Origin of the sequence: Streptomyces sp. NPDC050485 (assembly GCF_044458185.1) — a bacterium.
Taxonomy (GTDB): Bacteria; Actinomycetota; Actinomycetes; order Streptomycetales; family Streptomycetaceae; genus Streptomyces.
Genome location: NZ_JBITHR010000040.1, coordinates 1 through 25,689, shown reverse-complemented (window position 1 = coordinate 25,689; position 25,689 = coordinate 1). Strand labels below are relative to the sequence as shown.

Annotated in this window: 19 protein-coding genes and 1 tRNA gene; 4 read left to right on the top strand and 16 right to left on the bottom strand. The window is 67.6% G+C overall.

The features are described 5' to 3' along the window. Positions 1 to 61: 61 nt before the first annotated feature. The gene (locus ACIBK6_RS39130; RefSeq protein ID WP_399057749.1) at positions 62 to 2,101 is read left to right on the top strand and encodes a PIG-L family deacetylase; all 2,040 of its coding nucleotides are present in this window, start codon (positions 62 to 64) and stop codon (positions 2,099 to 2,101) included. A gap of 99 nt (positions 2,102 to 2,200) precedes the next feature. Here the strand turns inward: ACIBK6_RS39130 and tuf are convergent, their stop codons facing one another. The 14 genes from tuf to ACIBK6_RS39060 all read right to left on the bottom strand — a co-directional run bounded on the left by tuf (position 2,201) and on the right by ACIBK6_RS39060 (position 20,395). Then, positions 2,201 to 3,394: an elongation factor Tu gene (gene tuf, locus ACIBK6_RS39125; RefSeq protein ID WP_399057747.1), complete on the bottom strand. Its 1,194-nt coding sequence runs from the start codon at positions 3,392 to 3,394 to the stop codon at positions 2,201 to 2,203. Positions 3,395 to 3,553: 159 nt separating this feature from the next. Next, on the bottom strand, positions 3,554 to 5,680 hold the full coding sequence (gene fusA / locus ACIBK6_RS39120; RefSeq protein WP_399057746.1) for an elongation factor G: 2,127 nt from the start codon (positions 5,678 to 5,680) through the stop codon (positions 3,554 to 3,556). A 39-nt stretch (positions 5,681 to 5,719) separates the two neighbouring features. After that, entirely contained in the window at positions 5,720 to 6,190 is a 471-nt protein-coding gene (rpsG, locus tag ACIBK6_RS39115) for a 30S ribosomal protein S7 (protein WP_018101248.1), read from the bottom strand. A 2-nt stretch (positions 6,191 to 6,192) separates the two neighbouring features. Next, entirely contained in the window at positions 6,193 to 6,564 is a 372-nt protein-coding gene (gene rpsL, locus ACIBK6_RS39110; RefSeq protein ID WP_003948652.1) for a 30S ribosomal protein S12, read from the bottom strand. Between the two features lie 408 nt (positions 6,565 to 6,972). Further along, the gene (locus tag ACIBK6_RS39105) at positions 6,973 to 10,872 is read right to left on the bottom strand and encodes a DNA-directed RNA polymerase subunit beta' (RefSeq protein WP_399057745.1); all 3,900 of its coding nucleotides are present in this window, start codon (positions 10,870 to 10,872) and stop codon (positions 6,973 to 6,975) included. A 99-nt stretch (positions 10,873 to 10,971) separates the two neighbouring features. Further along, the gene (rpoB, locus tag ACIBK6_RS39100; protein WP_329463568.1) at positions 10,972 to 14,457 is read right to left on the bottom strand and encodes a DNA-directed RNA polymerase subunit beta; all 3,486 of its coding nucleotides are present in this window, start codon (positions 14,455 to 14,457) and stop codon (positions 10,972 to 10,974) included. Between the two features lie 614 nt (positions 14,458 to 15,071). Further along, a complete protein-coding gene (rplL, locus tag ACIBK6_RS39095) occupies positions 15,072 to 15,455 on the bottom strand; it encodes a 50S ribosomal protein L7/L12 (protein ID WP_399057742.1) in 384 nt (127 codons plus the stop codon). A 113-nt stretch (positions 15,456 to 15,568) separates the two neighbouring features. Continuing rightward, positions 15,569 to 16,099: a 50S ribosomal protein L10 gene (gene rplJ, locus ACIBK6_RS39090; RefSeq protein ID WP_328310989.1), complete on the bottom strand. Its 531-nt coding sequence runs from the start codon at positions 16,097 to 16,099 to the stop codon at positions 15,569 to 15,571. A gap of 332 nt (positions 16,100 to 16,431) precedes the next feature. Then, positions 16,432 to 17,355: a hypothetical protein gene (locus ACIBK6_RS39085; RefSeq protein ID WP_399057740.1), complete on the bottom strand. Its 924-nt coding sequence runs from the start codon at positions 17,353 to 17,355 to the stop codon at positions 16,432 to 16,434. Positions 17,356 to 17,510: 155 nt separating this feature from the next. Beyond that, positions 17,511 to 18,233, bottom strand: a complete 723-nt coding sequence (gene rplA, locus ACIBK6_RS39080) for a 50S ribosomal protein L1 (protein WP_399057738.1) — start codon at positions 18,231 to 18,233, stop codon at positions 17,511 to 17,513. An 88-nt stretch (positions 18,234 to 18,321) separates the two neighbouring features. After that, the gene (rplK, locus tag ACIBK6_RS39075) at positions 18,322 to 18,756 is read right to left on the bottom strand and encodes a 50S ribosomal protein L11 (RefSeq protein ID WP_053731185.1); all 435 of its coding nucleotides are present in this window, start codon (positions 18,754 to 18,756) and stop codon (positions 18,322 to 18,324) included. A gap of 168 nt (positions 18,757 to 18,924) precedes the next feature. Beyond that, positions 18,925 to 19,845, bottom strand: a complete 921-nt coding sequence (gene nusG / locus ACIBK6_RS39070; RefSeq protein WP_399057736.1) for a transcription termination/antitermination protein NusG — start codon at positions 19,843 to 19,845, stop codon at positions 18,925 to 18,927. 74 nt (positions 19,846 to 19,919) lie between these two features. Continuing rightward, complete coding sequence (gene secE / locus ACIBK6_RS39065) at positions 19,920 to 20,216, bottom strand: preprotein translocase subunit SecE (RefSeq protein ID WP_399057734.1); 297 nt, start codon at positions 20,214 to 20,216, stop codon at positions 19,920 to 19,922. A 106-nt stretch (positions 20,217 to 20,322) separates the two neighbouring features. Next, positions 20,323 to 20,395, bottom strand: a tRNA-Trp gene (locus ACIBK6_RS39060). 224 nt (positions 20,396 to 20,619) lie between these two features. Here ACIBK6_RS39060 and ACIBK6_RS39055 point away from each other — a divergent pair. Both ACIBK6_RS39055 and ACIBK6_RS39050 read left to right on the top strand, forming a co-directional pair. Next, positions 20,620 to 21,858 (top strand): pyridoxal phosphate-dependent aminotransferase, encoded by a 1,239-nt coding sequence (locus ACIBK6_RS39055; protein WP_399057732.1) that lies wholly within the window; start codon positions 20,620 to 20,622, stop codon positions 21,856 to 21,858. A gap of 121 nt (positions 21,859 to 21,979) precedes the next feature. Beyond that, the gene (locus ACIBK6_RS39050) at positions 21,980 to 23,008 is read left to right on the top strand and encodes an adenosine deaminase (RefSeq protein WP_399057730.1); all 1,029 of its coding nucleotides are present in this window, start codon (positions 21,980 to 21,982) and stop codon (positions 23,006 to 23,008) included. On the opposite strand, the gene ACIBK6_RS39045 is transcribed toward ACIBK6_RS39050, so the two are convergent. Further along, entirely contained in the window at positions 23,001 to 23,624 is a 624-nt protein-coding gene (locus tag ACIBK6_RS39045; RefSeq protein WP_399057728.1) for a TetR/AcrR family transcriptional regulator, read from the bottom strand. The two genes, ACIBK6_RS39050 and ACIBK6_RS39045, sit on opposite strands and share 8 nt — an antisense overlap. Before the next feature lie 121 nt (positions 23,625 to 23,745). Between ACIBK6_RS39045 and ACIBK6_RS39040 the strand changes: the two genes are divergently transcribed. Then, on the top strand, positions 23,746 to 24,378 hold the full coding sequence (locus ACIBK6_RS39040; protein ID WP_399057726.1) for an NAD(P)-dependent oxidoreductase: 633 nt from the start codon (positions 23,746 to 23,748) through the stop codon (positions 24,376 to 24,378). Positions 24,379 to 24,399: 21 nt separating this feature from the next. Here ACIBK6_RS39040 and ACIBK6_RS39035 read toward each other — a convergent pair whose 3' ends face one another. Further along, positions 24,400 to 25,464, bottom strand: a complete 1,065-nt coding sequence (locus tag ACIBK6_RS39035; protein WP_399057780.1) for a UDP-N-acetylmuramate dehydrogenase — start codon at positions 25,462 to 25,464, stop codon at positions 24,400 to 24,402. Between the last annotated feature and the right edge of the window lie 225 nt (positions 25,465 to 25,689).

Sequence of the window (25,689 nt, the reverse complement as noted above, 5' to 3'; positions counted from 1 at the left end):
GTAGCATCGCCGATGTCGCCCCACCCCCAGCAGCACACCGGAAGAAGCGGACGGAACGTACGTGTACGACGCAAGCGGCACCGCAAGGCCGAGGACACGGCCCACCCGTCGCGCGGTTCTCGGGACCGCGGCCGCCGCCGGGCTCGCCGTCGGCGTCGCGGGGTGCTCCGTGCCCAGCACCGGGCGGGCGAAGCAGGCGGGCGCGACCGCTCCGCTCGCCGCCCCCCGCACCCCCCTCCTCCTCCAGATCCTCGCGCACCCCGACGACGACCTGTACTTCATGAACCCGGACACCCAGCACACCCTGGACTCCGGTGTTCCGCTGGTCAGCGTGTACGTCACCGGAGGCGAGGCCAACGGGGACAACCGGGTGGTGAGTGACACCAGCCCGCCCGTGTACGACAAGGCCGCCTATTCGTCCGCCCGGCACCAGGGGCTGCGGCAGGCGTACGCCGCCATCCTCGGGCTCGACAAGTACACCCCGTGGCAGAAGTCCGTCGCCGAGCTGCGCGGCGGGCACCGTGCCGAGGTCAACCGGCTCCAACACCGGGGCCGCAGCGTGGAGTTGGTGTTTCTCAACACCGCCATGCACACCCCGCTCGGCGGCCGGATGGGGCTGCCGAGCCTCTGGGACGACCGGAGTCTCCAGCTGCCCGTCGTCATCGCCACCGGGTCCCCGCTGCGACAGGCCAAGGCGTACACGTACGACGACATGGTCGATGTGCTGGCGGGGATCCTGGAGGACTACTCGCCCACCCTCGTCCAGACCCTCGACCCCGATCCCGACATCCAGCACAGCTCCCCCGCCGAGCGCTCGCACGACTCCGAGCAGCCGGGGTACGCCGATCACGCCGACCACACCGCCGCCGCCTCCTTCGCCTGGGCCGCGATGATCCGGCACGCCGAGCGGGGGAACGCGTTCCTCGCCACCGCCTACCGCGCCTACTACAACCGGCACTGGCCCAAGAACCTCCCCCCGAAGGTGCTCGCCGAGAAGGCCGCCCATCTCGTTCCGTACGGCGGAGCCAAGGACTGGCAGTGCGGGAATCCCGGGGGCTGCGGGGACTACAACGTCGGCGGGGACCGGCCGCTCACCAACTGGAAGGGGTGGGTCCGCTCGACCCACTACCGCCATCCCGGCGCCCGCCTGATCGTCTCCGACGACGCCGCCTACGGCGTGCTCGGGCTGCGGGCCGTGCGGTGGAGCCGGAACCCCGACGACAGCTGGGGTGCCCCGCAGGACCTCGGCGGTTCGCCGCTTGCCCCTGTCCTCGGCGGTGCAGCACTCCCCGACGGGCGGCAACTGCTCTTCGCGCTGCGCTTCTCCTCGCTCCAGGGACGGGCCGGCGCCAACACTCGCGAGATCGTTCTCCTCGAACAGGCCACGCCTGGTGGGGAGTTCGGCGCCTGGAAGGGGCTTGGCAACCCCGAGCGGGGTGACGACCGGGGGCGGCGGATCGGTCCGCCCGTCGCCGTCACCGCGCCCGACGGGCGCGTCCACCTCTTCGTACGCAACGCGGACCGGGGCATCAGCACCCGCGTCCGGGAAGCGGGCGGCGCCTGGTCGCCCTGGCGCGACCTCGGCGGGGAGTCCGTACAGGAGGGGCTGAGCACCGTCGCCGACGGACGCGGGCGCGTGCACGTCTTCGCGGCCGGCGCCGACACCGTGCACCACTGGACCCAGTCCGCCCCCGGCAAACCCCTCGCCCCCGCCCCGTCGCGGCTGCCGCTCGCCGTCGACGCGGTGGCCCCGGTCCCGCTGGGCGACGGCGTACAGCTCCTGTACCGCACCTCCACCGACCCGAAGAAGGCCCGCCAGGACCCCGGCTCCCCCGCCTCCCCGCACCTCGTATCCGTACAGGCGGACGGGCGGTCCGCCAAGCCCGTCGCGCTCGACGGGTACGGGCCCGTCGGTGCCGCCGGTGGTCATGTGCTGGGCAAGGACGAGCAGGGGCTCGTCCAACTGGCAAGCGGGGCGCGGGTGTTGAAGCGGGTACGGGGTGTCGTGCCCGTCGATCTGCCGACGCTGTACGTCCGTGACGGGCAGGCGCTCGCCGTGGGGCTCGGGGTGGACGCCGCCCCGTGGTCCTGGCGGCCCTGACCTCACAGAAGCAGCCCAGGACACAGCGAAGAGCCCCGCACCGAAAGGTGCGGGGCTCTTCTTGCAGCTCAGTGAGCTACCAGGTCAGACACCAGGTAATTACTTGGTGATCTTGACGACCTGGCCGGCGCCCACGGTCCGGCCACCCTCACGGATGGCGAACTTCAGGCCCTCTTCCATCGCGACAGGCTGGATGAGGTTGACGGTCATGGCGGTGTTGTCACCCGGCATGACCATCTCGGTGCCCTCGGGGAGGGTCACAACGCCCGTCACGTCAGTCGTACGGAAGTAGAACTGGGGACGGTAGTTGTTGAAGAACGGCGTGTGACGGCCACCCTCGTCCTTGGACAGGATGTACGCCTGGGCCTCGAACTCGGTGTGCGGCGTGACCGAACCGGGCTTGATGATGACCTGGCCGCGCTCGACGTCCTCGCGCTTGATGCCACGAAGCAGCAGACCGACGTTCTCACCGGCCTGGCCCTCGTCGAGCAGCTTGCGGAACATCTCGATGCCGGTGACCGTGGTGGTGGTCTTCTCCTGCTTGATGCCCACGATGTCAACAGTCTCGTTGACCTTCAGGACACCACGCTCGATACGACCGGTGACGACGGTGCCACGACCGGTGATCGTGAAGACGTCCTCGATCGGCATCAGGAACGGCTTGTCGACGTCGCGCTCGGGCTGCGGGATCGACTCGTCGACGGCGGCCATCAGGTTCAGGACCGACTGGCCCCACTCCTTGTCGCCCTCAAGCGCCTTGAGCGCCGAGACCTTGACGACCGGCAGGTCGTCGCCCGGGAAGTCGTACTCGGAGAGGAGCTCACGAACCTCGAGCTCGACGAGCTCCAGGATCTCCTCGTCGTCCACCATGTCGGCCTTGTTCAGGGCGACGACGATGTACGGAACGCCGACCTGGCGGGCCAGGAGCACGTGCTCCTTGGTCTGCGGCATCGGGCCGTCGGTGGCGGCAACCACGAGGATCGCGCCGTCCATCTGCGCGGCACCCGTGATCATGTTCTTGATGTAGTCCGCGTGACCGGGGCAGTCGACGTGGGCGTAGTGACGCGACTCGGTCTGGTACTCGACGTGCGCGATCGAGATCGTGATACCGCGCTGGCGCTCCTCAGGAGCCTTGTCGATCTGGTCGAAGGCCGAGGCCTCGTTCAGGTCCGGGTACGCGTCGTGCAGCACCTTGGTAATGGCGGCCGTGAGGGTCGTCTTACCGTGGTCAATGTGACCGATGGTGCCGATGTTGACGTGCGGCTTAGTCCGCTCGAACTTCGCCTTCGCCACTGAGTCCTCCTGTGGAGTGGTTCTGTACGCCTTGCTTCATCGGCGCCAGGTGATCTTTGCTGGGATGCCGGGACCCGGGGCATTCACCGTAAACCTGATGGTTTACGCCGAATGCCCCAGTGGCTCCGGTGATAAGCCTAAAGCGTGAACTCGGGAGAGTTACTCGCCCTTGGCCTTCGCGATGATCTCCTCGGCGACGTTCCGCGGAACCTCGGCGTAGGAGTCGAACTGCATCGAGTAGCTTGCGCGACCCGAGGTCTTGCTGCGGAGGTCGCCGACGTAGCCGAACATCTCCGAGAGGGGCACGAGGCCCTTCACGACGCGGGCGCCGCTGCGCTCCTCCATGGCCTGGATCTGGCCACGGCGGGAGTTGATGTCGCCGATGACCTCACCCATGTAGTCCTCGGGCGTGGTGACCTCAACGGACATCATCGGCTCGAGGAGCACGGGCGAAGCCTTGCGCGCGGCCTCCTTGAAGGCCTGCGAACCGGCGATCTTGAACGCGAGCTCGGAGGAGTCGACCTCGTGGTAGCCACCGTCGAGAAGGATGACGCGGACGCCAGTCATCTCGTAGCCGGCCAGGATGCCGAACTGCATGGCCTCCTGCGCACCCGCGTCCACCGACGGGATGTACTCCCGGGGGATGCGGCCACCGGTGACCTTGTTCACGAACTCGTACGACGCCTCGCCGCCCTCGATGGGCTCGATCGCGATCTGCACCTTGGCGAACTGACCGGTACCACCGGTCTGCTTCTTGTGGGTGTAGTCCACGCGCTCGACGACCTTGCGGATCGTCTCGCGGTACGCGACCTGCGGCTTGCCGACGTTCGCCTCGACCTTGAACTCGCGACGCATACGGTCGACGAGAACGTCGAGGTGAAGCTCGCCCATACCACCGATGATGGTCTGGCCGGTCTCCTCGTCCGAGTGCACCTGGAAGGAGGGGTCCTCCTCCGCGAGACGCTGGATGGCGACACCCAGCTTCTCCTGGTCACCCTTGGACTTGGGCTCGATGGCGACCTGAATGACCGGGGCCGGGAAGTCCATGGACTCCAGGATCACCGGGTTCTTGTCGTCACACAGCGTCTCACCGGTGGTGGTCTGCTTCAGGCCCATGACGGCGACGATGTCACCGGCGCCCACCGACTCGATCTCCTCACGCTTGTTCGCGTGCATGCGGTAGATCTTGCCGATGCGCTCCTTCTTGCCCTTGATGGGGTTCAGCACCGCAGTGCCGGCCTCAAGGCGACCGGAGTAGATCCGGATGAAGGTGAGCTTGCCCAGGTGCGGGTCGCTCGCGATCTTGAACGCGAGGGCGGCCAGCGGCTCGTCGTCGGACGGCTTGCGCTTGACGACGACCTCCGGGTCCTTGACGTCGTGGCCCTCGATGGCCTCGACGTCCAGGGGGGAGGGCAGGTAGCGCACGACGGCGTCGAGCAGGGGCTGAACGCCCTTGTTCTTGAACGCGGTGCCGCAGAACACGGGGGTGACGGTGGTGTCGCCGCCCTTGCCGGACGCGATGGTGATACGACGCACCGCGGCGTACAGCTGCTCCTCAGTGGGCTCGACGCCCTCCAGGAACAGCTCCATGATCTGGTCGTCGTTCTCCGCGACGGTCTCGACCAGCTTGCCGCGCCACTCTTCAGCGGCTTCGACGTGCGTGGCCGGGATGTCGACGACGTCGTACATCTCGCCCTTGGTGGCCTCTGCGGACCAGACAAGAGCCTTCATACGAACGAGGTCGACAACGCCCTCGAAGTTGGCCTCGGCACCGATCGGCAGCTGCATCACGATCGGGGTCGCGCCGAGGCGGTCCACGATCATGTCCACGCAGCGGTGGAACTCAGCGCCGGTGCGGTCGAGCTTGTTGACGAAGCAGATACGCGGAACGCCGTAACGGTCGGCCTGACGCCAGACCGTCTCCGACTGCGGCTCCACACCGGCGACACCGTCGAACACGGTGACGGCACCGTCGAGGACGCGGAGCGAACGCTCCACCTCGACCGTGAAGTCAACGTGACCCGGGGTGTCGATGATGTTGATGGTGTGGTCGACGTCCTCGAGCGGCCAGTGGCAGGTCGTCGCGGCGGACGTGATGGTGATGCCGCGCTCCTGCTCCTGCTCCATCCAGTCCATCGTGGCAGCGCCGTCGTGGACCTCACCGATCTTGTACGAGACACCGGTGTAGAACAGGATCCGCTCGGTGGTGGTCGTCTTGCCCGCGTCGATGTGAGCCATGATCCCGATGTTGCGGACCTTGGCCAGGTCAAGTGAAGTGGTAGCCATATCGGCTCAGTCTTCTCTCGGTCTCGATGTGGGTTGCGACTACCAGCGGTAGTGCGCGAAGGCCTTGTTGGACTCGGCCATCTTGTGGGTGTCCTCGCGCTTCTTGACCGCAGCGCCGAGGCCGTTGGAGGCGTCGAGCAGCTCGTTCATGAGGCGTTCGGTCATGGTCTTCTCACGGCGGGCGCGGGAGTAACCCACGACCCAGCGCAGCGCGAGGGTGGCGGCGCGACCGGGCTTGACCTCGATCGGCACCTGGTAGGTGGCGCCACCGACACGGCGGGACTTGACCTCAAGCGAGGGCTTGACGTTCTCAAGCGCGCGCTTCAGCGTGATGACCGGGTCAGCGCCGGTCTTCTCGCGGAGGCCTTCCATGGCGCCGTAGACGATGCGCTCGGCGGTGGAGCGCTTGCCGTCCAGGAGGATCTTGTTGATCAGCGAGGTGACAAGAGGAGAGCTGTAGACCGGGTCGATGATGACCGGGCGCTTCGGGGCGGGGCCCTTACGAGGCATTCTTACTTCTCCTTCTTGGCGCCGTAGCGGCTGCGGGCCTGCTTGCGGTTCTTGACACCCTGGGTGTCGAGCGAGCCGCGGATGATCTTGTAGCGAACACCCGGCAGGTCCTTCACACGGCCACCACGCACGAGCACGATCGAGTGCTCCTGCAGGTTGTGTCCCTCACCCGGGATGTAGGCCGTGACCTCGATGCCGGAGGTCAGACGCACACGCGCGACCTTACGGAGCGCCGAGTTCGGCTTCTTCGGGGTGGTCGTGAACACACGCGTGCAGACGCCGCGACGCTGGGGCGAACCCTCGAGCGCGGGCGTCTTGTTCTTCTCGACCTTGTCCTGCCGGCCCTTCCGGACCAGCTGCTGGATCGTAGGCACTACTTCTCCGGTTTCTGTGTGCCGTAGTAAAACTAACCTGGAACACGCCACCGACCCACGCGGTCGGGTGTGTCGAATACTGCACACCGCCACCCGAGGGCAGAAGAGGCGCAGATTGCGGTAGCCGGTCTAGGAGCTCACCCTGCGGACGTAGGCACGCAGCGGAGCCCAGGCACACCCCAGGCACAAGGTCTGAGCGTACCTACCTCATCGACTTGGGTCAAAACAAATGGCCACGCACGGAGCTCCGCACCCAGTGGGACATGTCACCGCATAACCTTCCGGCCACGCCGGTGAGACAAACCGTCTCACCAGGCGGCCATCCAGCCACTCGCCGGGGCACCGGAGAACCCCGAAGGGCGTCCACCCCGCGGTTGCGGGGTGGACGCCCTTCGGTGGACGTACGCCTTACTGGTTGTACGGACCGTAGTCGTAGTCCTCCAGCGGGACGGCCTGGCCGGAGCCGGTGCCGAACGGCGAGTAGTCGATGTCGTCGTAGCCGACGGCCGAGTACATCGCGGCCTTGGCTTCCTCGGTCGGCTCGACCCGGATGTTGCGGTAGCGGGACAGGCCCGTACCGGCCGGGATGAGCTTACCGATGATGACGTTCTCCTTGAGGCCGATCAGGGAGTCGGACTTGGCGTTGATCGCCGCGTCCGTCAGAACCCTGGTCGTCTCCTGGAAGGACGCCGCCGACAGCCACGACTCGGTGGCGAGCGAGGCCTTGGTGATACCCATCAGCTGCGGACGGCCGGAGGCGGGGTGACCGCCCTCGGTGACCACACGACGGTTCTCGGTCTCGAACTTCGACCGCTCGACCAGCTCGCCCGGCAGCAGCTCCGCGTCGCCGGACTCGATGATCGTCACACGGCGCAGCATCTGCCGGATGATGATCTCGATGTGCTTGTCGTGGATCGACACGCCCTGCGAGTTGTAGACCTTCTGGACTTCGCCGACCAGGTGGACCTGGACCGCGCGCTGACCGAGGATCCGCAGCACGTCGTGCGGGTTGGTGGCACCGACGGTGAGCTTCTGGCCCACCTCGACCGGGTCGCCCTCGCCCACCAGCAGACGGGCACGCTTGGAGATCGGGAACGCCGTCTCCTCGCTGCCGTCGTCCGGGGTGACGACGATCTTCTTGGTCTTCTCGGTCTCCTCGATGCGGATGCGGCCCTTGGCCTCCGAGATCGGCGCGACACCCTTGGGCGTACGGGCCTCGAAGAGCTCGACGACACGCGGCAGACCCTGCGTGATGTCGTCACCGGCCACACCACCGGTGTGGAAGGTACGCATCGTCAGCTGGGTACCGGGCTCACCGATGGACTGGGCGGCGATGATGCCGACCGCCTCACCGATGTCGACCAGCTTGCCGGTGGCCAGCGAGCGGCCGTAGCAGAAGGCACAGGTGCCGACCGCGGACTCGCAGGTCAGGACCGAGCGGGTCTTGACCTCCTCGACACCGGCGCCGACGAGGGCGTCGATGAGCACGTCACCGAGGTCCACGTTGGCCGGCGCGATGACCTTGCCGTCGACGACGACGTCCTCGGCGAGCATGCGGGCGTAGACGGAGGTCTCGACGTCCTCGGTCTTGCGCAGCACGCCGTCGGCGCCCCGCTCCGCGATCTTGAGCTTGAGGCCGCGGTCGGTGCCGCAGTCCTCCTCGCGGATGATGACGTCCTGCGAGACGTCCACCAGACGACGGGTCAGGTAACCCGAGTCGGCGGTACGCAGGGCGGTGTCCGCCAGACCCTTACGGGCACCGTGCGTGGAGATGAAGTACTCCAGAACGGTGAGGCCCTCACGGAAGGACGCCTTGATCGGACGCGGGATGGTCTCGTTCTTCGCGTTCGACACCAGACCACGCATACCGGCGATCTGACGCATCTGCATCATGTTTCCTCGGGCACCCGAGTCAACCATCATGAAGATGGGGTTCGTCTTGGGGAAGTTCGCGTTCATCGCCTCGGCAACCTCGTTGGTCGCCTTGGTCCAGATCGCGATGAGCTCCTGCGTGCGCTCGTCCTTGGTGATCAGACCGCGCTCGTACTGCTTCTGGACCTTCTCGTCCTGCGCCTCGTAGCCCTGGACGATGGCCTTCTTGGCCTCCGGGACGACGATGTCCGAGACGGCGACGGTGACGCCGGAACGGGTCGCCCAGTAGAAGCCGGCCGCCTTCAGGTTGTCGAGCGTCGCCGCCACGATGACCTTGGGGTAGCGCTCGGCGAGGTCGTTGACGATCTCGGAGAGCTGCTTCTTGCCCACCGAGTAGTCGACGAACGGGTAGTCCTCGGGCAGCAGCTCGTTGAAGAGCGCGCGGCCAAGGGACGTACGCAGCCGGAACGAGTCGCCCTGCTGCCAGGTCGTCTCGCCCTCCTCCTCGGCCGGCGGGGTCCAGCCGCGCGGCGGGACGGTGCCGATCGGGAAGCGGATGTCGACCTTCGCCTGGAGCGAGAGCTCCCGGGCGTCGAACGCCATGATCGCCTCGGCGGTCGAGTTGAAGGCACGACCGGCGCCCTTCACCTCGCGCTCCTCTTCGTCCGTGGTGAGGAAGAAGAGGCCGAGCACCATGTCCTGGGTCGGCATGGTGACGGGACGACCGTCGGCCGGCTTCAGGATGTTGTTCGAGGACAGCATCAGGATGCGGGCCTCGGCCTGCGCCTCCGCGGAGAGCGGCAGGTGGACGGCCATCTGGTCACCGTCGAAGTCCGCGTTGAACGCGGTGCAGACGAGCGGGTGGATCTGGATGGCCTTGCCCTCGACCAGCTGGGGCTCGAAGGCCTGGATGCCGAGGCGGTGCAGGGTGGGCGCACGGTTCAGCAGCACCGGGTGCTCGGCGATGACCTCTTCGAGGACGTCGTACACCACGGTGCGGCCGCGCTCGACCATGCGCTTGGCCGACTTGATGTTCTGCGCGTGGTTCAGGTCGACCAGGCGCTTCATCACGAACGGCTTGAAGAGCTCAAGGGCCATGGCCTTGGGCAGACCGCACTGGTGCAGCTTGAGCTGCGGACCGACGACGATCACGGAACGCGCGGAGTAGTCCACACGCTTACCGAGAAGGTTCTGACGGAATCGACCCTGCTTGCCCTTCAGCATGTCGCTGAGGGACTTCAGCGGGCGGTTGCCGGGGCCCGTGACCGGGCGGCCGCGACGACCGTTGTCGAACAGCGCGTCAACGGCCTCCTGAAGCATGCGCTTCTCGTTGTTGACGATGATCTCGGGGGCGCCGAGGTCGAGGAGTCGCTTCAGACGGTTGTTGCGGTTGATCACGCGGCGGTACAGGTCGTTCAGGTCGGAGGTCGCGAAGCGGCCACCGTCCAGCTGCACCATCGGACGCAGGTCCGGCGGGATGACCGGCACGCAGTCGAGCACCATGCCCTTGGGGCTGTTGCTGGTCTGCAGGAACGCGGAGACGACCTTGAGGCGCTTGAGCGCACGGGTCTTCTTCTGGCCCTTGCCGGTACGGATGATCTCGCGGAGGCGCTCGGCCTCCTCGTCCAGGTCGAAGGTCTCCAGGCGCTTCTGCAGGGCAGCGGCACCCATCGAGCCGTCGAAGTACGTGCCGAAACGGTCACGCAGCTCGCGGTAGAGCAGCTCGTCGCCCTCAAGGTCCTGGACCTTGAGGTTCTTGAAGCGGCTCCACACCTCGTCGAGACGGTCGATCTCGCGCTGCGAACGGTCGCGCAGCTGCTTCATCTCGCGCTCGGCACCCTCGCGCACCTTGCGGCGCACATCGGCCTTGGCACCCTCGGCCTCAAGCTCGGCGAGGTCCGTCTCGAGCTTCTTGGCACGGGCTTCGAGGTCCGAGTCGCGACGGTTCTCGATCTGCTGACGCTCGACGGAGACGTGCGCCTCCAGCGACGGCAGGTCGCGCGTACGGCGCTCCTCGTCCACGAACGTGATCATGTACGCGGCGAAGTAGATGACCTTTTCGAGGTCCTTCGGCGCGAGGTCGAGCAGGTAGCCAAGACGCGACGGAACGCCCTTGAAGTACCAGATGTGGGTCACGGGAGCGGCAAGCTCGATGTGGCCCATCCGCTCGCGGCGCACCTTGGCACGCGTGACCTCTACGCCACAGCGCTCACAGATGATGCCCTTGAAGCGGACGCGCTTGTACTTGCCGCAGTAGCACTCCCAGTCCCGGGTCGGACCGAAGATCTTCTCGCAGAAGAGTCCGTCCTTTTCGGGCTTGAGGGTGCGGTAGTTGATGGTCTCCGGCTTCTTGACCTCACCGTGGGACCACTGACGAATGTCGTCAGCAGTGGCGAGGCCGATCCGCAGCTCGTCGAAGAAGTTGACGTCGAGCACTTGTCGTCAATCCCTCTTTCGGGGTCGATTCTTCAAGATGGTCTGAGGGGGGTCCGGGGACGGCGGGGGACTCTCAGCGAGAGCCCCCCGCCAGACCCGTCAGACCTCTTCGACGCTGCTCGGCTCGCGCCGGGACAGGTCGATACCGAGCTCCTCCGCAGCGCGGAAGACGTCCTCGTCCGTGTCGCGCATCTCGATGGACATGCCGTCCGAGGACAGCACCTCCACGTTGAGGCAGAGCGACTGCATTTCCTTGATGAGCACCTTGAAGGACTCGGGAATGCCGGGCTCAGGGATGTTCTCGCCCTTGACGATCGCCTCGTAGACCTTCACGCGGCCGGTGACGTCGTCGGACTTGATGGTCAGCAGCTCCTGGAGGGCGTACGCGGCGCCATAAGCCTCCAGCGCCCACACCTCCATCTCACCGAAGCGCTGGCCACCGAACTGGGCCTTACCACCCAGCGGCTGCTGGGTGATCATCGAGTACGGACCGGTCGACCGGGCGTGCAGCTTGTCGTCGACCAGGTGGTGCAGCTTCAGGATGTACATGTACCCGACCGAGATCGGGTCCGGGAACGGCTCGCCGGAGCGGCCGTCGAACAGGTTGGCCTTGCCCGAGGGCTGGACCAGCCGGTCGCCGTCGCGGTTCGGGATCGTGGCCTCGAAGAGACCCGTGATCTCGTCCTCGCGGGCGCCGTCGAAGACCGGGGTCGCGACGTTGGTGCCGGCGGCGACCTGGTCGGCGCCGATCGCCTGGAGCCGCTGGGCCCAGTCGTCCGCCAGGCCGGAGACGTCCCAGCCGCGGCTGGCGAGCCAGCCGAGGTGGATCTCCAGGACCTGTCCCGGGTTCATTCGGGACGGGACACCCAGCGGGTTGAGGATGATGTCGACCGGGGTGCCGTCCTCCAGGAACGGCATGTCCTCGATCGGAAGGATCTTGGAGATGACACCCTTGTTGCCGTGCCGGCCGGCGAGCTTGTCACCGTCCGTGATCTTGCGCTTCTGCGCCACGTAGACGCGAACCAGCTGGTTCACACCCGGCGGCAGCTCGTCGCCCTCTTCACGGTCGAAGACGCGGACGCCGATGACCTTGCCGGTCTCGCCGTGCGGCACCTTCAGCGAGGTGTCACGGACCTCGCGGGCCTTCTCACCGAAGATCGCGCGCAGCAGGCGCTCCTCCGGCGTCAGCTCGGTCTCACCCTTGGGCGTGACCTTGCCGACGAGGATGTCGCCGGCGACGACCTCGGCACCGATGCGGATGATGCCGCGCTCGTCGAGGTCGGCGAGGACCTCCTCGGAGACGTTCGGGATGTCTCGGGTGATCTCCTCCGGGCCGAGCTTGGTGTCACGGGCGTCGACCTCGTGCTCCTCGATGTGGATCGAGGAGAGGACGTCGTCCTGCACGAGGCGCTGCGACAGGATGATCGCGTCCTCGTAGTTGTGACCCTCCCACGGCATGAACGCCACGAGCAGGTTCTTGCCCAGCGCCATCTCACCCTGCTGGGTGGCGGGACCGTCGGCCAGGACCTGGCCCTCGATCACGCGGGCGCCCTCGTCCACGACAACCTTCTGGTTGACCGAGGTGCCCTGGTTGGAGCGGGAGAACTTGGCGATCCGGTACGTGGTGTACGTGCCGTCGTCGTTGGCGACGGTGATGTAGTCCGCGGAGACCTCCTGGACCACACCCGCCTTCTCCGCCTTGATGACGTCACCGGCGTCGACCGCGCAGCGGTACTCCATGCCGGTGCCGACGAGCGGCGCCTCGGACGTGATCAGCGGCACGGCCTGACGCATCATGTTCGCGCCCATGAGGGCACGGTTGGCGTCGTCGTGCTCGAGGAACGGGATCATGGCGGTCGCGACCGACACCATCTGGCGCGGCGAGACGTCCATGTAGTCGACCTCGGTGCCGGGCACGTAGTCGACCTCACCGCCACGACGGCGGACCAGCACGCGCGGCTCGGTGAACTGCATCTCGTCGTTGAGCGCGGCGTTGGCCTGCGCGATGACGAAGCGGTCCTCCTCGTCGGCGGTGACGTAGTCGACCTCGTCGGTGACCTGGCCGTCGACGACCTTGCGGTACGGCGTCTCGATGAAGCCGAACGCGTTGACGCGGCCGTACGAGGCGAGCGAACCGATCAGACCGATGTTCGGGCCTTCGGGCGTCTCGATCGGGCACATGCGGCCGTAGTGCGACGGGTGCACGTCACGGACCTCGAAGCCGGCCCGCTCACGGGACAGACCACCCGGGCCGAGCGCCGACAGACGGCGCTTGTGGGTGAGACCCGACAGCGGGTTGTTCTGGTCCATGAACTGCGACAGCTGGCTGGTGCCGAAGAACTCCTTGATGGAGGCGACGACCGGCCGGATGTTGATCAGGGTCTGCGGCGTGATCGCCTCGACGTCCTGGGTCGTCATGCGCTCGCGCACGACGCGCTCCATACGAGCCAGACCCGTACGGACCTGGTTCTGGATGAGCTCGCCGACGTTGCGCAGACGGCGGTTGCCGAAGTGGTCGATGTCGTCGGTCTCGACGACGATGTTCCGACCCGACTCGCCGACCGTCTCGGTCTCACCGGCGTGCAGCTTGACCAGGTACTTGATGGTCGCGATGACGTCGTCGGTGGTGAGCACGCCGGCGTCCAGCGGCTCGTCCGCGCCGAGCTTCTTGTTCACCTTGTAGCGGCCGACCTTCGCGAGGTCGTAGCGCTTCGGGTTGAAGTAGAGGTTCTCGAGCAGCGTCTGAGCGGCCTCGCGCGTCGGCGGCTCGCCCGGGCGCAGCTTGCGGTAGATGTCGAGCAGCGCGTCGTCCTGGCCCTGGGTGTGGTCCTTCTCCAGGGTGGCGCGCATCGACTCGTACTCGCCGAACTCCTCCAGGATCTGCTCGGTGGTCCAACCGAGAGCCTTCAGGAGAACGGTGACGGACTGCTTGCGCTTGCGGTCGATGCGGACACCGACCATGTCGCGCTTGTCGATCTCCATCTCGAGCCAGGCACCCCGGGACGGGATGATCTTGGCCGTGAAGATGTCCTTGTCGGACGTCTTGTCGATGTTGGAGTCGAAGTAGACACCCGGCGAGCGGACCAGCTGCGACACGACGACACGCTCGGTGCCGTTGATGACGAAGGTGCCCTTGTTGGTCATGAGCGGGAAGTCGCCCATGAAGACCGTCTGGGACTTGATCTCGCCGGTCTCGTTGTTGGTGAACTCGGCGGTGACGAAGAGCGGGGCCGCGAACGTGAAGTCGCGCTCCTTGCACTCGTCGATCGAGTTCTTCGGCGGCTCGAAGCGGTGGTCGCGGAAGGTCAGCGACATCGACCCGGAGAAGTCCTCGATCGGGGAGATCTCTTCGAAGATCTCCTCCAGACCGGACTTGGTGGGGACGTCCTGTCCACTCTCGAGAGCGGCCTCGACCCGAGACTTCCAAGCGGCATTGCCGAGCAGCCAGTCAAAGCTCTCGGTCTGCAGCGCAAGAAGGTTCGGAACCTCGAGGGGCTCCTTGATCTTTGCAAAGGAGATGCGCAGCGGGGCGGTGCTGGCGCCGTTGTTCGTATTGGCGGTCGAGGCGTTGCGCGAGGCGGCCAAGAGGGGGTCCTTCCGAGGGCTCGGACTCACTACGCGCGTACCGGTCCCACGTGGGCACAGAGAGAGACGTTTCCCGGCTTGACCGAAGACGGCCAGGTCGGGGCAGTTCCATCAAAGATGCTCAAGCGAGGGCATGCCCCTGGTGACGGGCAGGGGACAGCTAACAGGCAGCGCAAAGGGACAGTGTAGCCACTCGGCACACTGATGTCCAGGGCGGATTTTTCGAGACCCGCATTGCTCTTCTCAAGTACCTCGGTACCTCGGTCAGCCGTGCGCCGCGCAGACGCAGATTAGTACTGCCCTCTTCGCCGTCGATCCATGCCTCGGATCCGGATCGTTGTGACGACGCGTCCTGAGAATTGCGCGCTGCGTGCGGTTCGTCAAGACCCCTCCGCTCCCCGGAGATCGCCGCGGGAGTCGTTGCGGGGCGCGTGCCTGCGTCATCGCCGAGCAGACGGCGAAGATCACCATACCCCCGACGGGCCGCGTGCAAGGCAGGCAGCGCGGGTACGCCGAAGGGCGACCACCCAGATGGGTGATCGCCCTTGGCGGTGTCCAGCGGCGCGCTGGCGCGCCTGCGAGACGGGTGCGGGTCTTAATGGACCCGCGAGGTGTTACTTGACCTCGACGGAGGCGCCGGCGCCCTTGAGGGACTCGGCGGCCTTCTCCGCGGCCTCCTTGGCGACCTTCTCGAGGACCGGCTTCGGAGCGCCGTCCACGAGGTCCTTGGCCTCCTTCAGACCCAGCGAGGTCAGCTCGCGCACGACCTTGATGACCTGGATCTTCTTCTCGCCGGCGCCGGTGAGGATGACGTCGAACTCGTCCTGCTCCTCGACGGCCTCGGCGGCCGGGCCACCGGCGGCGGGGCCGGCAACGGCGACGGCCGCGGCGGCGGTGACGTCGAACTTCTCCTCGAAGGCCTTCACGAACTCGGAGAGCTCGATGAGGGTCATCTCCTCGAACTGGGCGAGCAGGTCTTCCTGGGTGAGCTTCGCCATGATGGGCGATCCTTCCACTAATTCGGCGGGTGCCGGATGTACATGTAGGCGGGCGTACGTTCGGCCCGCTGCGACCGTCGCCCTAGCGGGCGGCGATCAATGCGCGAGCCGAGTTACTCGGCACCGCCCTGCTCGGCGAGCTTGACGCGAAGCGCTTCCGCAGTGCGGACGAACTTCGACGGCAGCGCCTGGAAGAGCGAGGCAGCCTGAGACTGCTTGCCCTTGAACGCGCCGGCCAGCTTGCTGAGCAGAACCTCGCGGGACTCGAGGTCCGCAAGCTTCTTGATCTCATCGGCGGACAGCGCCTTGCCATCAAGGACACCGCCCTTGATGATCAGGTTCGGGTTCTCCTTGGCGAAGTCACGAAGACCCTTCGCCGACTCCACCGGGTCACCGGTGATGAAGGCAACCGCCGTCGGACCAGTGAACTGGTCGTCCAGCGAAGTGATCCCGGCCTCGTTGGCCGCAATCTTGGTCAGCGTGTTCTTCACCACGGCGTACTGGGCGTTCTCACCGAGCGAACGACGCAGCGTCTTGAGCTGCGCCACGGTGAGACCCCGGTACTCGGTCAGCACGGCGGCGTTCGAGCTGCGGAACTGGTCCGCGAGCTCGGCTACCGCGGCAGCCTTGTCGGGCCTTGCCATAGAGCGTCGGCCTCCTTCCGGGTGATGAGGACCGCTCAGAAGGGGCTGAACAATACGAAACGCCCCGGCGCAGGCGCACGGGGCGTAGCTCAACCGACTGCGCCCAATGAAGAGCGGCATCCGGGAACTTTCCACGATCACCTGCGCGGGTCGTCCGCATCCAGCGGATCCTTCGGCCACCGCCCCCTCGAATGAAGGCACGGCAACGACCAGCGGTCTTTGGCTTCTGGGGAAGCGTACGTGACGTGGTCCGTGTCAAGCAAATCCGCCCGTACGGGGCGCTCGGGCCGGCTCGTACCGAGGGTCCTACGGGCCGGACGACCCCGCGCCCGTCAGGCGTCGCCGCCCGCGCCCGCGCCCTTCAGCAGCTCGGAGAACTCGAAGGTCTCCGACGCCGGCGGCGCGCCGACCGCGACCTTGGTGCCGTACTCCGAGTAGTGCGCGCTCATGGAGATCTTGCCCTGGGAGCTGTCGATGCCGACGTTCATCCGCACCGGGTAGCCGTCCTTGTTGAGCCAGAGCTCGGTGTCGTAGCCCTGGATGCCGGCCTGCTTCATGGTGTCGATGAGCTTCCGGCGGTCCAGGGCGGACATGGCGTCCAGATTCTGGTTGCTCGCGATCATCTCGTCGAGCGTCAGGGTGCCCTTGTAGTGGTCCGCCGGAGCGCCGTCGATCTGCTCGGTGCCGAGGTGCTTCACGTTCGGCGAGTCGGTCAGCAGGGCGAGCTGCTGGGCCGGGTCCTGTTTTTCCGCGCCGCCGGTCATCTGCTGGGCCGAGGCCGCGCTCCCGTCTCCCTTGGCCGGAGCGCCGAGGTCCATCTTCATCCAGCGCTTGCCGTCCATCTCCTTGGCCGCCGCCTCGCCCATGTCCATGTACATGACGTTGTTCAGCTGGACCATCCGGATCTTGTCCGGTGCGCCCCGCTTGGCCGACTTGAAGGCCCCGCCGCTTATGGTCATGTCCACCGCGGCCGGGTCCCACGACTGGACACCGGACATCTCCATGTCGCCTACGCCAGCGGCCCCCGCCCCCGGGATCGACATCTTCATGGTGACCTTCGCCGACTTGGCCGCCGAGGTCTTCTTGTAGGCCGCCTGGAGCGCCGTACGGGCATCTTTAGGGCTCGACTGCCCGGCGGCCTTCTTCGGCGCGTCTGCGGCCTTCTTGTCGCCCCCGCTCTGGCACCCGGCGGCCCCCGCCACCAGTACCGCCACCGCCGCCAGGGAGATTCCGGCGCGCTCGACCGATCTGCTCATGACCCCACCCCTTGATCAATTCAATGCAAAACCTTCACAACCGTAACTCGGCGCACTGACAGCGGACACAGAAATAAACCGGCCCCCGCGCCTCTGACGAGGTGCGGGGGCCGGTCTCAGTACGCGAAGCCCGCGACTGCCGGTGATCCGTGGGATCAGACGGCGGCCGGGTCCTCCTCGACGAGGAGGTTGCGGGTGCGGTTCGAGTCGAGCGCGATACCGGGGCCCATCGTGGTGGTGATGGTCGCCTTCTTGATGTACCGGCCCTTGGCGGCGGACGGCTTCAGACGGAGGATCTCCTCCAGAGCCGCACCGTAGTTCTCCACCAGCTTGGTGTCGTCGAAGGACACCTTGCCGATGATGAAGTGCAGGTTCGAGTGCTTGTCGACGCGGAACTCGATCTTGCCGCCCTTGATCTCCTCGACCGCCTTGGCGACGTCGGGGGTGACCGTACCGGTCTTCGGGTTCGGCATCAGGCCACGGGGACCGAGCACGCGGCCAAGGCGGCCGACCTTGCCCATGAGGTCCGGGGTGGCGACGACGGCGTCGAAGTCCAGACGGCCCTTCGAAACCTCGTCGATGAGCTCGTCGGAGCCGACGATGTCGGCGCCCGCGGCAAGCGCGGCCTCGGCACGGTCGCCGGTCGCGAAGACCAGGACCCGGGCGGTCTTACCGGTGCCGTGCGGGAGGTTCACGGTGCCACGGACCATCTGGTCGGCCTTGCGCGGGTCGACACCCAGGCGGAAGGCGACCTCGACGGTGCCGTCGAACTTGGTCGAGGAGGTCTCCTTGGCGAGACGGACGGCCTCGAGCGGCGCGTACAGCTTGTCCGCGTCGATCTTGGCGTCCGCAGCGCGGAGAGTCTTGCTGCGCTTCACTTCTGCTCCTGTGTTGGTTCGGAGATGGAGTCGTGGTGCGGGCCAGCGCATGGCCCTACCACTGGAGGTCAAACGGGGTGAGCTGAGATCAGCCCTCGACCGTGATGCCCATGGAACGGGCGGTGCCAGCGATGATCTTCGACGCGGCGTCGAGGTCGTTGGCGTTCAGGTCGGCGAGCTTCGTCGTGGCGATCTCGCGGACCTGGGCCTCGGTGATCTTGGCGACCTTGGTCTTGTGCGGCTCGCCGGAGCCCTTCTCGACACCAGCGGCCTTGAGGATCATCTTCGCGGCCGGCGGAGTCTTGGTGATGAAGGTGAAGGAGCGGTCTTCGTAGACCGTGATCTCCACCGGGATCACCCAGCCACGCTGCGACTCGGTCGCGGCGTTGTAGGCCTTGCAGAACTCCATGATGTTGACGCCGTGCTGGCCGAGCGCGGGGCCGACCGGCGGGGCCGGGTTCGCCGCACCGGCGTTGATCTGGAGCTTGATAAGCCCCGTGACCTTCTTCTTCTTGGGAGGCATTGCTCTCTCCGGGTCCTAGTGAGAGTGAACCGCCTGGCATCCGATCAACCGGATGCAGGCATACCGCACAACGATAACGGGTATAGCTGCGCGGCTAAAAACCGAGCAGGTCAGAGGGGCTGCGAGAGCCCCTCTGACCTGCTCGGAAGTGCTGGGTTCCAGAAGCCGCTAGTTCTTCTGGATCTGGTCGAAGCTGAGCTCGACCGGGGTCTCGCGGCCGAAGATCTCGACGAGGCCCTTGACCTTCTTCGAGTCGGCGTTGATCTCGTTGATGGTCGCCTGCAGCGTCGCGAACGGGCCGTCGGTGACGGTGACCGAGTCGCCCACCTCGAAGTCCAGGACCTGGACCTCGACCTTGCGCTGCGGAGCCGGCTTGCCCTCGGCCTCGGCGGCCTCGCGGGCGGCCTTCTCCTCGGCCTCCGGGGCGAGCATCTTGACGATCTCGTCCAGCGTCAGCGGGTACGGGTCGTAGGCGTTGCCCACGAAGCCGGTGACACCGGGGGTGTTGCGGACGACGCCCCAGGACTCGTTCGTCAGATCCATGCGGACGAGAACGTAACCGGGCAGCTTGTTCTGCCGGACGTTCTTGCGCTCGCCGTTCTTGATCTGGACGATCTCCTCTTCGGGGACCTCGGCCTGGTAGATGAACTCCTCGACGTTCAGCGAGACGGCACGCTGCTCAAGGTTGGCCTTCACCCGCTTCTCGTAACCGGCGTACGTGTGGATGACGTACCACTCGCCGGGCAGGAAGCGGAGCTCCTGGCGCAGGGCCTCGACCGGGTCGACCGGGGCGGCGGGCTCGGCCGGCTCCTCGTCCTCGACGGACTCGGAGGCTTCGACGGACTCGGCGGACTCCTCCGACTCGGCGTCCTCATCGGAGACCTCGGCGTCGGCGTCAGCCTCGGCCTCGGCGGTTTCGAGCTCGGCCTCATCGGCGGAGTCGACGTGCAGGGCAGCCTCTTCGGCCGCTTCGCCCGCAGCGGCGTCGGCAGCCTCGGCCTCGTCCTCGTCGGCCGCCTCGATGATCTCGAGCTCGTCCTCGACGGACTCGACCGACTCGATGGCGTCGTTCAGGTTCGGGTCAGACACGGTGGCTGCTTCTTCCTGGCTACAGATGGGGTGGAACATGCGAAAGGGGCGCCGTTGTGGGCGCCCTTCGCGGATCAGCCGAAGACGTACTTGACTACCTGCTGGAAGCCGGAGTCAATCAACGTCACGATGCCAATCATGATGACAACGAACACGATCACCACGGTGGTGTACGTCGTCAGCTGGCTGCGTGTCGGCCAGACAACTTTACGGAGTTCGGCGACAACCTGCCGGTAGAAGAGCGCGAGACGGCCCAGTGGGCCCTTCTTTCCGCGCTTACCGCCCTTACGGGCCTTCTTCTTCGAATCCTTGGACTCCGCTGCCTCGTCCTGGGCATCAGGCATGTCGATGGAGCCCACGGCGTCCGTCACGCTTCTCACCTGATTCCGGGTCATGGCCGTGCCGCGCCCGGTGGAGCCGCACGGCGGTGCATTGAAGTACGTACATGCGCACACATCCTGGCGAAGGTGTGTGTAGCAGGGCCGGAGGGACTTGAACCCCCAACCGCTGGTTTTGGAGACCAGTGCTCTACCAATTGAGCTACGACCCTTTGTGGTTCCCCCAACCTACCGCATCAAACGATGTGGTCGGTGAGGGCCAACAGCCAGTGAGTGTACGTGGTCAGAAGCCCGGCGTCGAACAGCTTGCTCCCGAACACTCCCCGACCTCCTCGGCACCACCTCCGCCAGTGGCCGATCGGACGCCTGTCCACATGCTGACCGGTCCGTGGAACGCGGGTGCTCCCGGCGTTCGGGGTCTGGGACGATGGCCGGCATGAGCGCTGCAACTCCCCCGCCTTCCGCCCCCACCGAGCGCCGGGTCTCCGCGCGCATCGGCGCCATCTCCGAGTCCGCGACCCTCGCCGTCGACGCCAAGGCCAAGGCCCTCAAGGCCGCCGGGCGCCCGGTGATCGGCTTCGGCGCCGGCGAGCCCGACTTCCCGACGCCGGACTACATCGTCGAAGCCGCCGTCGAGGCCTGCCGCAACCCGAAGTACCACCGCTACACGCCGGCCGGCGGACTGCCCGAGCTGAAGGCCGCGATCGCCGCGAAGACGCTGCGCGACTCCGGCTACGAGGTCGACGCCTCGCAGGTCCTGGTGACCAACGGCGGCAAGCAGGCGATCTACGAGGCCTTCGCGGCGATCCTCGACCCGGGCGACGAGGTCATCGTCCCGGCCCCGTACTGGACCACCTACCCCGAGTCGATCCGGCTCGCGGGCGGTGTCCCGGTCGAGGTGGTGGCCGACGAGACGACCGGATACCGGGTCTCGGTGGAGCAGTTGGAGGCGGCGCGCACGGAGCGTACGAAGGTCGTTCTCTTCGTCTCCCCGTCCAACCCGACCGGCGCCGTCTACAGCGAGGCCGACGCCGAGGCGATCGGGCGCTGGGCCGTCGAGCACGGCCTGTGGGTGATGACGGACGAGATCTACGAGCACCTGGTCTACGGCGACGCGAAGTTCACCTCGCTGCCCGCGATCGTGCCCGAGCTGCGCGACAAGTGCATCGTGGTCAACGGCGTGGCCAAGACCTTCGCGATGACCGGCTGGCGGGTCGGGTGGATCATCGGCCCGAAGGACGTGGTGAAGGCCGCGACCAACCTCCAGTCGCACGCCACGTCCAACGTCTCCAACGTCGCGCAGATCGCCGCGCTGGCCGCCGTCTCCGGGAACCTGGACGCGGTCGCCACGATGCGCAAGGCCTTCGACCGGCGCCGCCAGACCATGGTGCGGATGCTGAGCGAGATCGACGGCGTGGTCTGCCCCACCCCCGAGGGCGCCTTCTACGCCTACCCCTCGGTGAAGGGCCTGCTCGGCAAGGAGATCCGCGGCAAGCGCCCGCAGACCTCGACCGAGCTCGCGGCGCTGATCCTGGACGAGGCTGAGGTCGCGGTCGTCCCGGGCGAGGCCTTCGGCACGCCGGGCTACCTGCGGCTCTCGTACGCGCTGGGCGACGAGGACCTGATCGAGGGCGTCGCACGGCTCCAGAAGCTGTTGGGCGAGGCTCGGGACTAGCTCTGCGGCTTGTGCCGCTTCCGAGACGGGCCCCTGATGGGGGCCCGTTTCTGCGTTCGGGCAAGTACTCGATGGGGGAAGTGGCTACCGGTCCGACAAGTACATACGGCAAGATCCTGGGATGGAGCGTGTACCAGAGGTACGAGACGTACGGGACCTGCCCAAGGCTCATCTGCATCTGCACTTCACCGGGTCGATGCGGCCCGCCACCCTGCTGGAGCTCGCCGACAAGTACGGCGTGCGGCTGCCCGACGCGCTGACCGGCGCCGAGCCGCCGAAGCTTCGGGCCACCGACGAGCGCGGCTGGTTCCGCTTCCAGCGCCTTTACGACGCGGCCCGGTCCTGTCTGCGCGCCCCCGAGGACATTCAGCGCCTGGTGCGCGAGGCCGCCGAGGAGGACGTCAGGGACGGCTCCGGGTGGCTGGAGATCCAGGTCGACCCCACCTCGTACGCGCCGCTGCTCGGCGGGCTCATCCCGGCCCTGGAGATCATCCTGGACGCGGTCGACTCGGCGTCGCGCGAGACCGGGCTCGGTATGCGCGTCGTGGTCGCGGCGAACCGGATGAAGCACCCGCTCGACGCGCGCACGCTGGCCCGGCTCGCCGTCCGGTACGCCGATCGCGGGGTGGTCGGCTTCGGGCTCTCCAACGACGAACGCCGGGGCATGGCAAGGGACTTCGACCGCGCCTTCGCGATCGCCCGCGAGGGCGGCCTGCTCGCGGCCCCGCACGGCGGCGAGCTGTCGGGCCCGGCCTCCGTACGGGACTGCCTCGACGATCTGCACGCGCGGCGGGTCGGCCACGGGGTGCGGGCCGCCGAGGACCCCCGGCTGCTGCGCCGGCTGGCCGAAAAGGGCATCACCTGCGAGGTCTGCCCCGCTTCCAACGTCGCCCTCGGCGTCTACGAGAAGCCCGAGGACGTGCCGCTGCGGGTGCTGTACGAGGCGGGGGTCCCGATGGCGCTCGGCGCGGACGACCCGCTGCTCTTCGGCTCCCGCCTGGCCGCCCAGTACGAGATCGCCCGCCGCCACCACGCCTTCACCGACGCCGAACTGGCCGAACTGGCCCGCCAGTCGATCCGCGCGTCGGCCGCACCCGCGGACGTACGGGAGAAGCTGCTTGCGGGGGTCGCGGGGTGGCTGGCTAGCTGATGTCGGCCGGTTGCGTCGGCCGGCTGATTCCGCGCAGCAGCGTGCGGGCCATCGCGCTGGCGAACTCCGGCAGGGGCTGCGGGGGGCGGCCGTCCTCCGTCATGTCGTAGGCGAAGGCGCGCTGGGAGCAGGCGCCCAGGAGCAGGGACGCGGCCGCGTAGGTGTCGGCGTCCTGGCTGATGCGGCCCGCCCGCTGTTCGGTGCGGAGGTACGCGGCCACGCCCCGGATCGGCATGTGGGGGCCGGATCCGAGTTCGCGCAGGGCGTCGTCGTGGCGGCGTTTGAGCTGGGGATCCGCGTAGAGCGAGGCCGCGATCGGGAAGCTCTCCGCGTAGAACAGCGTGGCCTGGCGGGCGATCTCGGTCAGGTTCTCCTCCACCGACCGCTCCCCCGGCTCGGCGGCGAGCCGCTCCACCAGCGGGCCCAGCTTGGGCAGCCGCTCCTTGAGGACCGTCACGAAGAGGTCCTCCTTGCTCGGGAAATGCTTGTACAGCGCGGCCTCCGAGCAGCCCGCGGCCTTGGCGATCTCCTTCGTCGTGGTGCGGGCGAGGCCGATGGTGTGCATGAGCTCATGTGCGGCGTCGACGATGCGGACCCGGGTCGGCGGCGACTGCATGTGTGCTCCAACGAGGCTTGACGCATGGGTGAGTACTTACTCACTCTAGGGGGAGGGACAGGTGAGTGAATACTCACCTACCTCTTTCTCGACGGCTTACCCACCCTAGGAGGGTGACGCGATGAGGCTCACGGTTTTCGGTGCCACAGGGGGCATCGGCCAGGAGATCGTCAAGCAGGCGCTGGCATCCGGCCACGAGGTCACGGCGGTGGTGCGCGACCCGGCGAGGTTCGCCGTGACCGGCGCGGGTCTGGAGGTCTTCCGGGCCGACCTGACCGACCCCGAGTCGCTGCGCGAAGCGGTGACCGGGCGGCATGCGGTCCTCTCCGGACTGGGCGCCCGCAAGCGCTCGGACGCGGGGGTCGCGTCCCGGCTCACCCGGTCGGTGCTGGCCGCGATGGAGGCGGAGGGGACCCGGCGGCTGGTCGTCGTGAGCGCGGCGCCGCTGGGGCCCACCCCCGAGGGGCAGCCGCTCGTCGACCGCCTCATGCTGTCCGCGATCGGCGCGCTGCTCAAGGACGTCTACGCCGACCTGCGCGTCATGGAGGACGAGTTGGCGCGCAGCGCCACCGACTGGACCTCGGTCCGGCCGCCCCGGCTCCTGGACAGGCCGCTGACCGGGACGTACCGGGTCGCCATCGGCGCGAATCCGCGCAGCGGGCGGCTGATCTCGCGGGCGGACGTCGCCCACGCGATGCTGGCGTTCGTGGACGACCCGGCGACGGTCAAGCAGGGGGTGGGCGTGGCGTATTGAGGGGTGGGCAGGGGCGGAGGACTAGATCTCCACGCCGATCGCCACCGGCTCGTTCACCAGGGTCACTCCGAAGGCCCGCTCGACGCCCGCGACCACCTCGCGGGCCAGGGCCAGCAGGTCCTCGGTGGTGGCGCCGCCGCGGTTCGTGAGCGCGAGGGTGTGCTTGGTGGAGATACGGGCCGGTCCGGTCCCGTATCCCTTCGTGAATCCCGCCTTGTCAATCAGCCAGGCGGCGGACGTTTTGGTGCGGTCGGCGCCGACGGGCCAGGCGGGGGGCGTCACTTCGGCGCCGAGGCGCTCCTGGGCGCGGGCCAGGAAGGCCGCGTACGCCTCGTTGGGGAGGATCGGGTTGGTGAAGAACGAGCCCGCCGACCAGGTGTCGTGGTCCTCGGGGTCGAGCACCATGCCCTTGCCGGCCCGCAGCTTCAGGACGGTCTCGCGGGCGGTGGCTGCGGGGACCCGGTCGCCGGGCTCCACCCCCAGGACGCGGGCGGTCTCGGCGTACTTGACCGGCGCGGAGAGCCCCCCGGCGTCCTCCAGCTCGAAGACGACGCGGAGCACGACGTAGCGGTCGGGGTGCTGCTTGAAGCGGCTGTGGCGGTACGAGAAGTCGCACTCGGCGTTGGGGATGGTGACGGTGGTGCGGCTGTGGCGGTCGTACGCGACGACGTGGGTGAGGGTGCTGGAGACTTCCTGGCCGTACGCCCCGACGTTCTGGATCGGGGTGGCTCCGGCCGAGCCGGGGATGCCGGCGAGGCACTCGATCCCGGCGAGCCCGGCCTCCACGCTCCGGGCGACGGCCTCGCTCCACACCTCGCCCGCGGCGAGTTCGAGGCGGGTCCCGTCGAGGTCGAAGCCGCGGGTGGCGATGCGCAGGGCGGTACCGGCGAAGCCCTTGTCCCCGATGAGCAGGTTGCTGCCGCCGCCGATGACGAGCAGCGGGGTGCCGCTGTCGTCGGCCTCGCGTACGGCGTCGATCACCTCGGCATCGGTGACGGCCGTGACCAGCCGATCCGCCGGGCCGCCGAGGCGGAGGGTGGTCAGGGGGGCGAGGGGGGCATCGTGAAGTTCCTGCACGGGGTCCAGCGTACGGGTGCGGGTGAGCGGGGCGGTGCCGGCCTTCGGCGGGGCCGCGCGGCGGGGTCGCGGCTTCCCGAGTGCAGAACGGGGGGGGGGGGGGGGGGGGGGGGGGGGGGGGGGCCCCCCCCCCCCCCCCCCCGGCCGCCCTCCTCACACGCGAGACCCGGCCGCGCCCCCCTCACGCGCGAAATCCGGCCGCGCCCCCCTCACGCGCGAAATCCGGCCGCGCCC

Excerpts from the sequence above, each read along its gene's own strand:
- ACIBK6_RS39045 (WP_399057728.1), bottom strand. The coding sequence starts at position 23,624 with ATGCAGTCGCCGCCGACCCGGGTCCGCATCGTCGACGCCGCACATGAG.
- rplK (WP_053731185.1), bottom strand. The coding sequence starts at position 18,756 with ATGCCTCCCAAGAAGAAGAAGGTCACGGGGCTTATCAAGCTCCAGATC.
- rplJ (WP_328310989.1), bottom strand. The coding sequence starts at position 16,099 with ATGGCAAGGCCCGACAAGGCTGCCGCGGTAGCCGAGCTCGCGGACCAG.
- ACIBK6_RS39050 (WP_399057730.1), top strand. The coding sequence starts at position 21,980 with ATGGAGCGTGTACCAGAGGTACGAGACGTACGGGACCTGCCCAAGGCT.
- ACIBK6_RS39040 (WP_399057726.1), top strand. The coding sequence starts at position 23,746 with ATGAGGCTCACGGTTTTCGGTGCCACAGGGGGCATCGGCCAGGAGATC.
- ACIBK6_RS39085 (WP_399057740.1), bottom strand. The coding sequence starts at position 17,355 with ATGAGCAGATCGGTCGAGCGCGCCGGAATCTCCCTGGCGGCGGTGGCG.
- rpsG (WP_018101248.1), bottom strand. The coding sequence starts at position 6,190 with ATGCCTCGTAAGGGCCCCGCCCCGAAGCGCCCGGTCATCATCGACCCG.
- rplL (WP_399057742.1), bottom strand. The coding sequence starts at position 15,455 with ATGGCGAAGCTCACCCAGGAAGACCTGCTCGCCCAGTTCGAGGAGATG.
- ACIBK6_RS39055 (WP_399057732.1), top strand. The coding sequence starts at position 20,620 with ATGAGCGCTGCAACTCCCCCGCCTTCCGCCCCCACCGAGCGCCGGGTC.
- fusA (WP_399057746.1), bottom strand. The coding sequence starts at position 5,680 with ATGGCTACCACTTCACTTGACCTGGCCAAGGTCCGCAACATCGGGATC.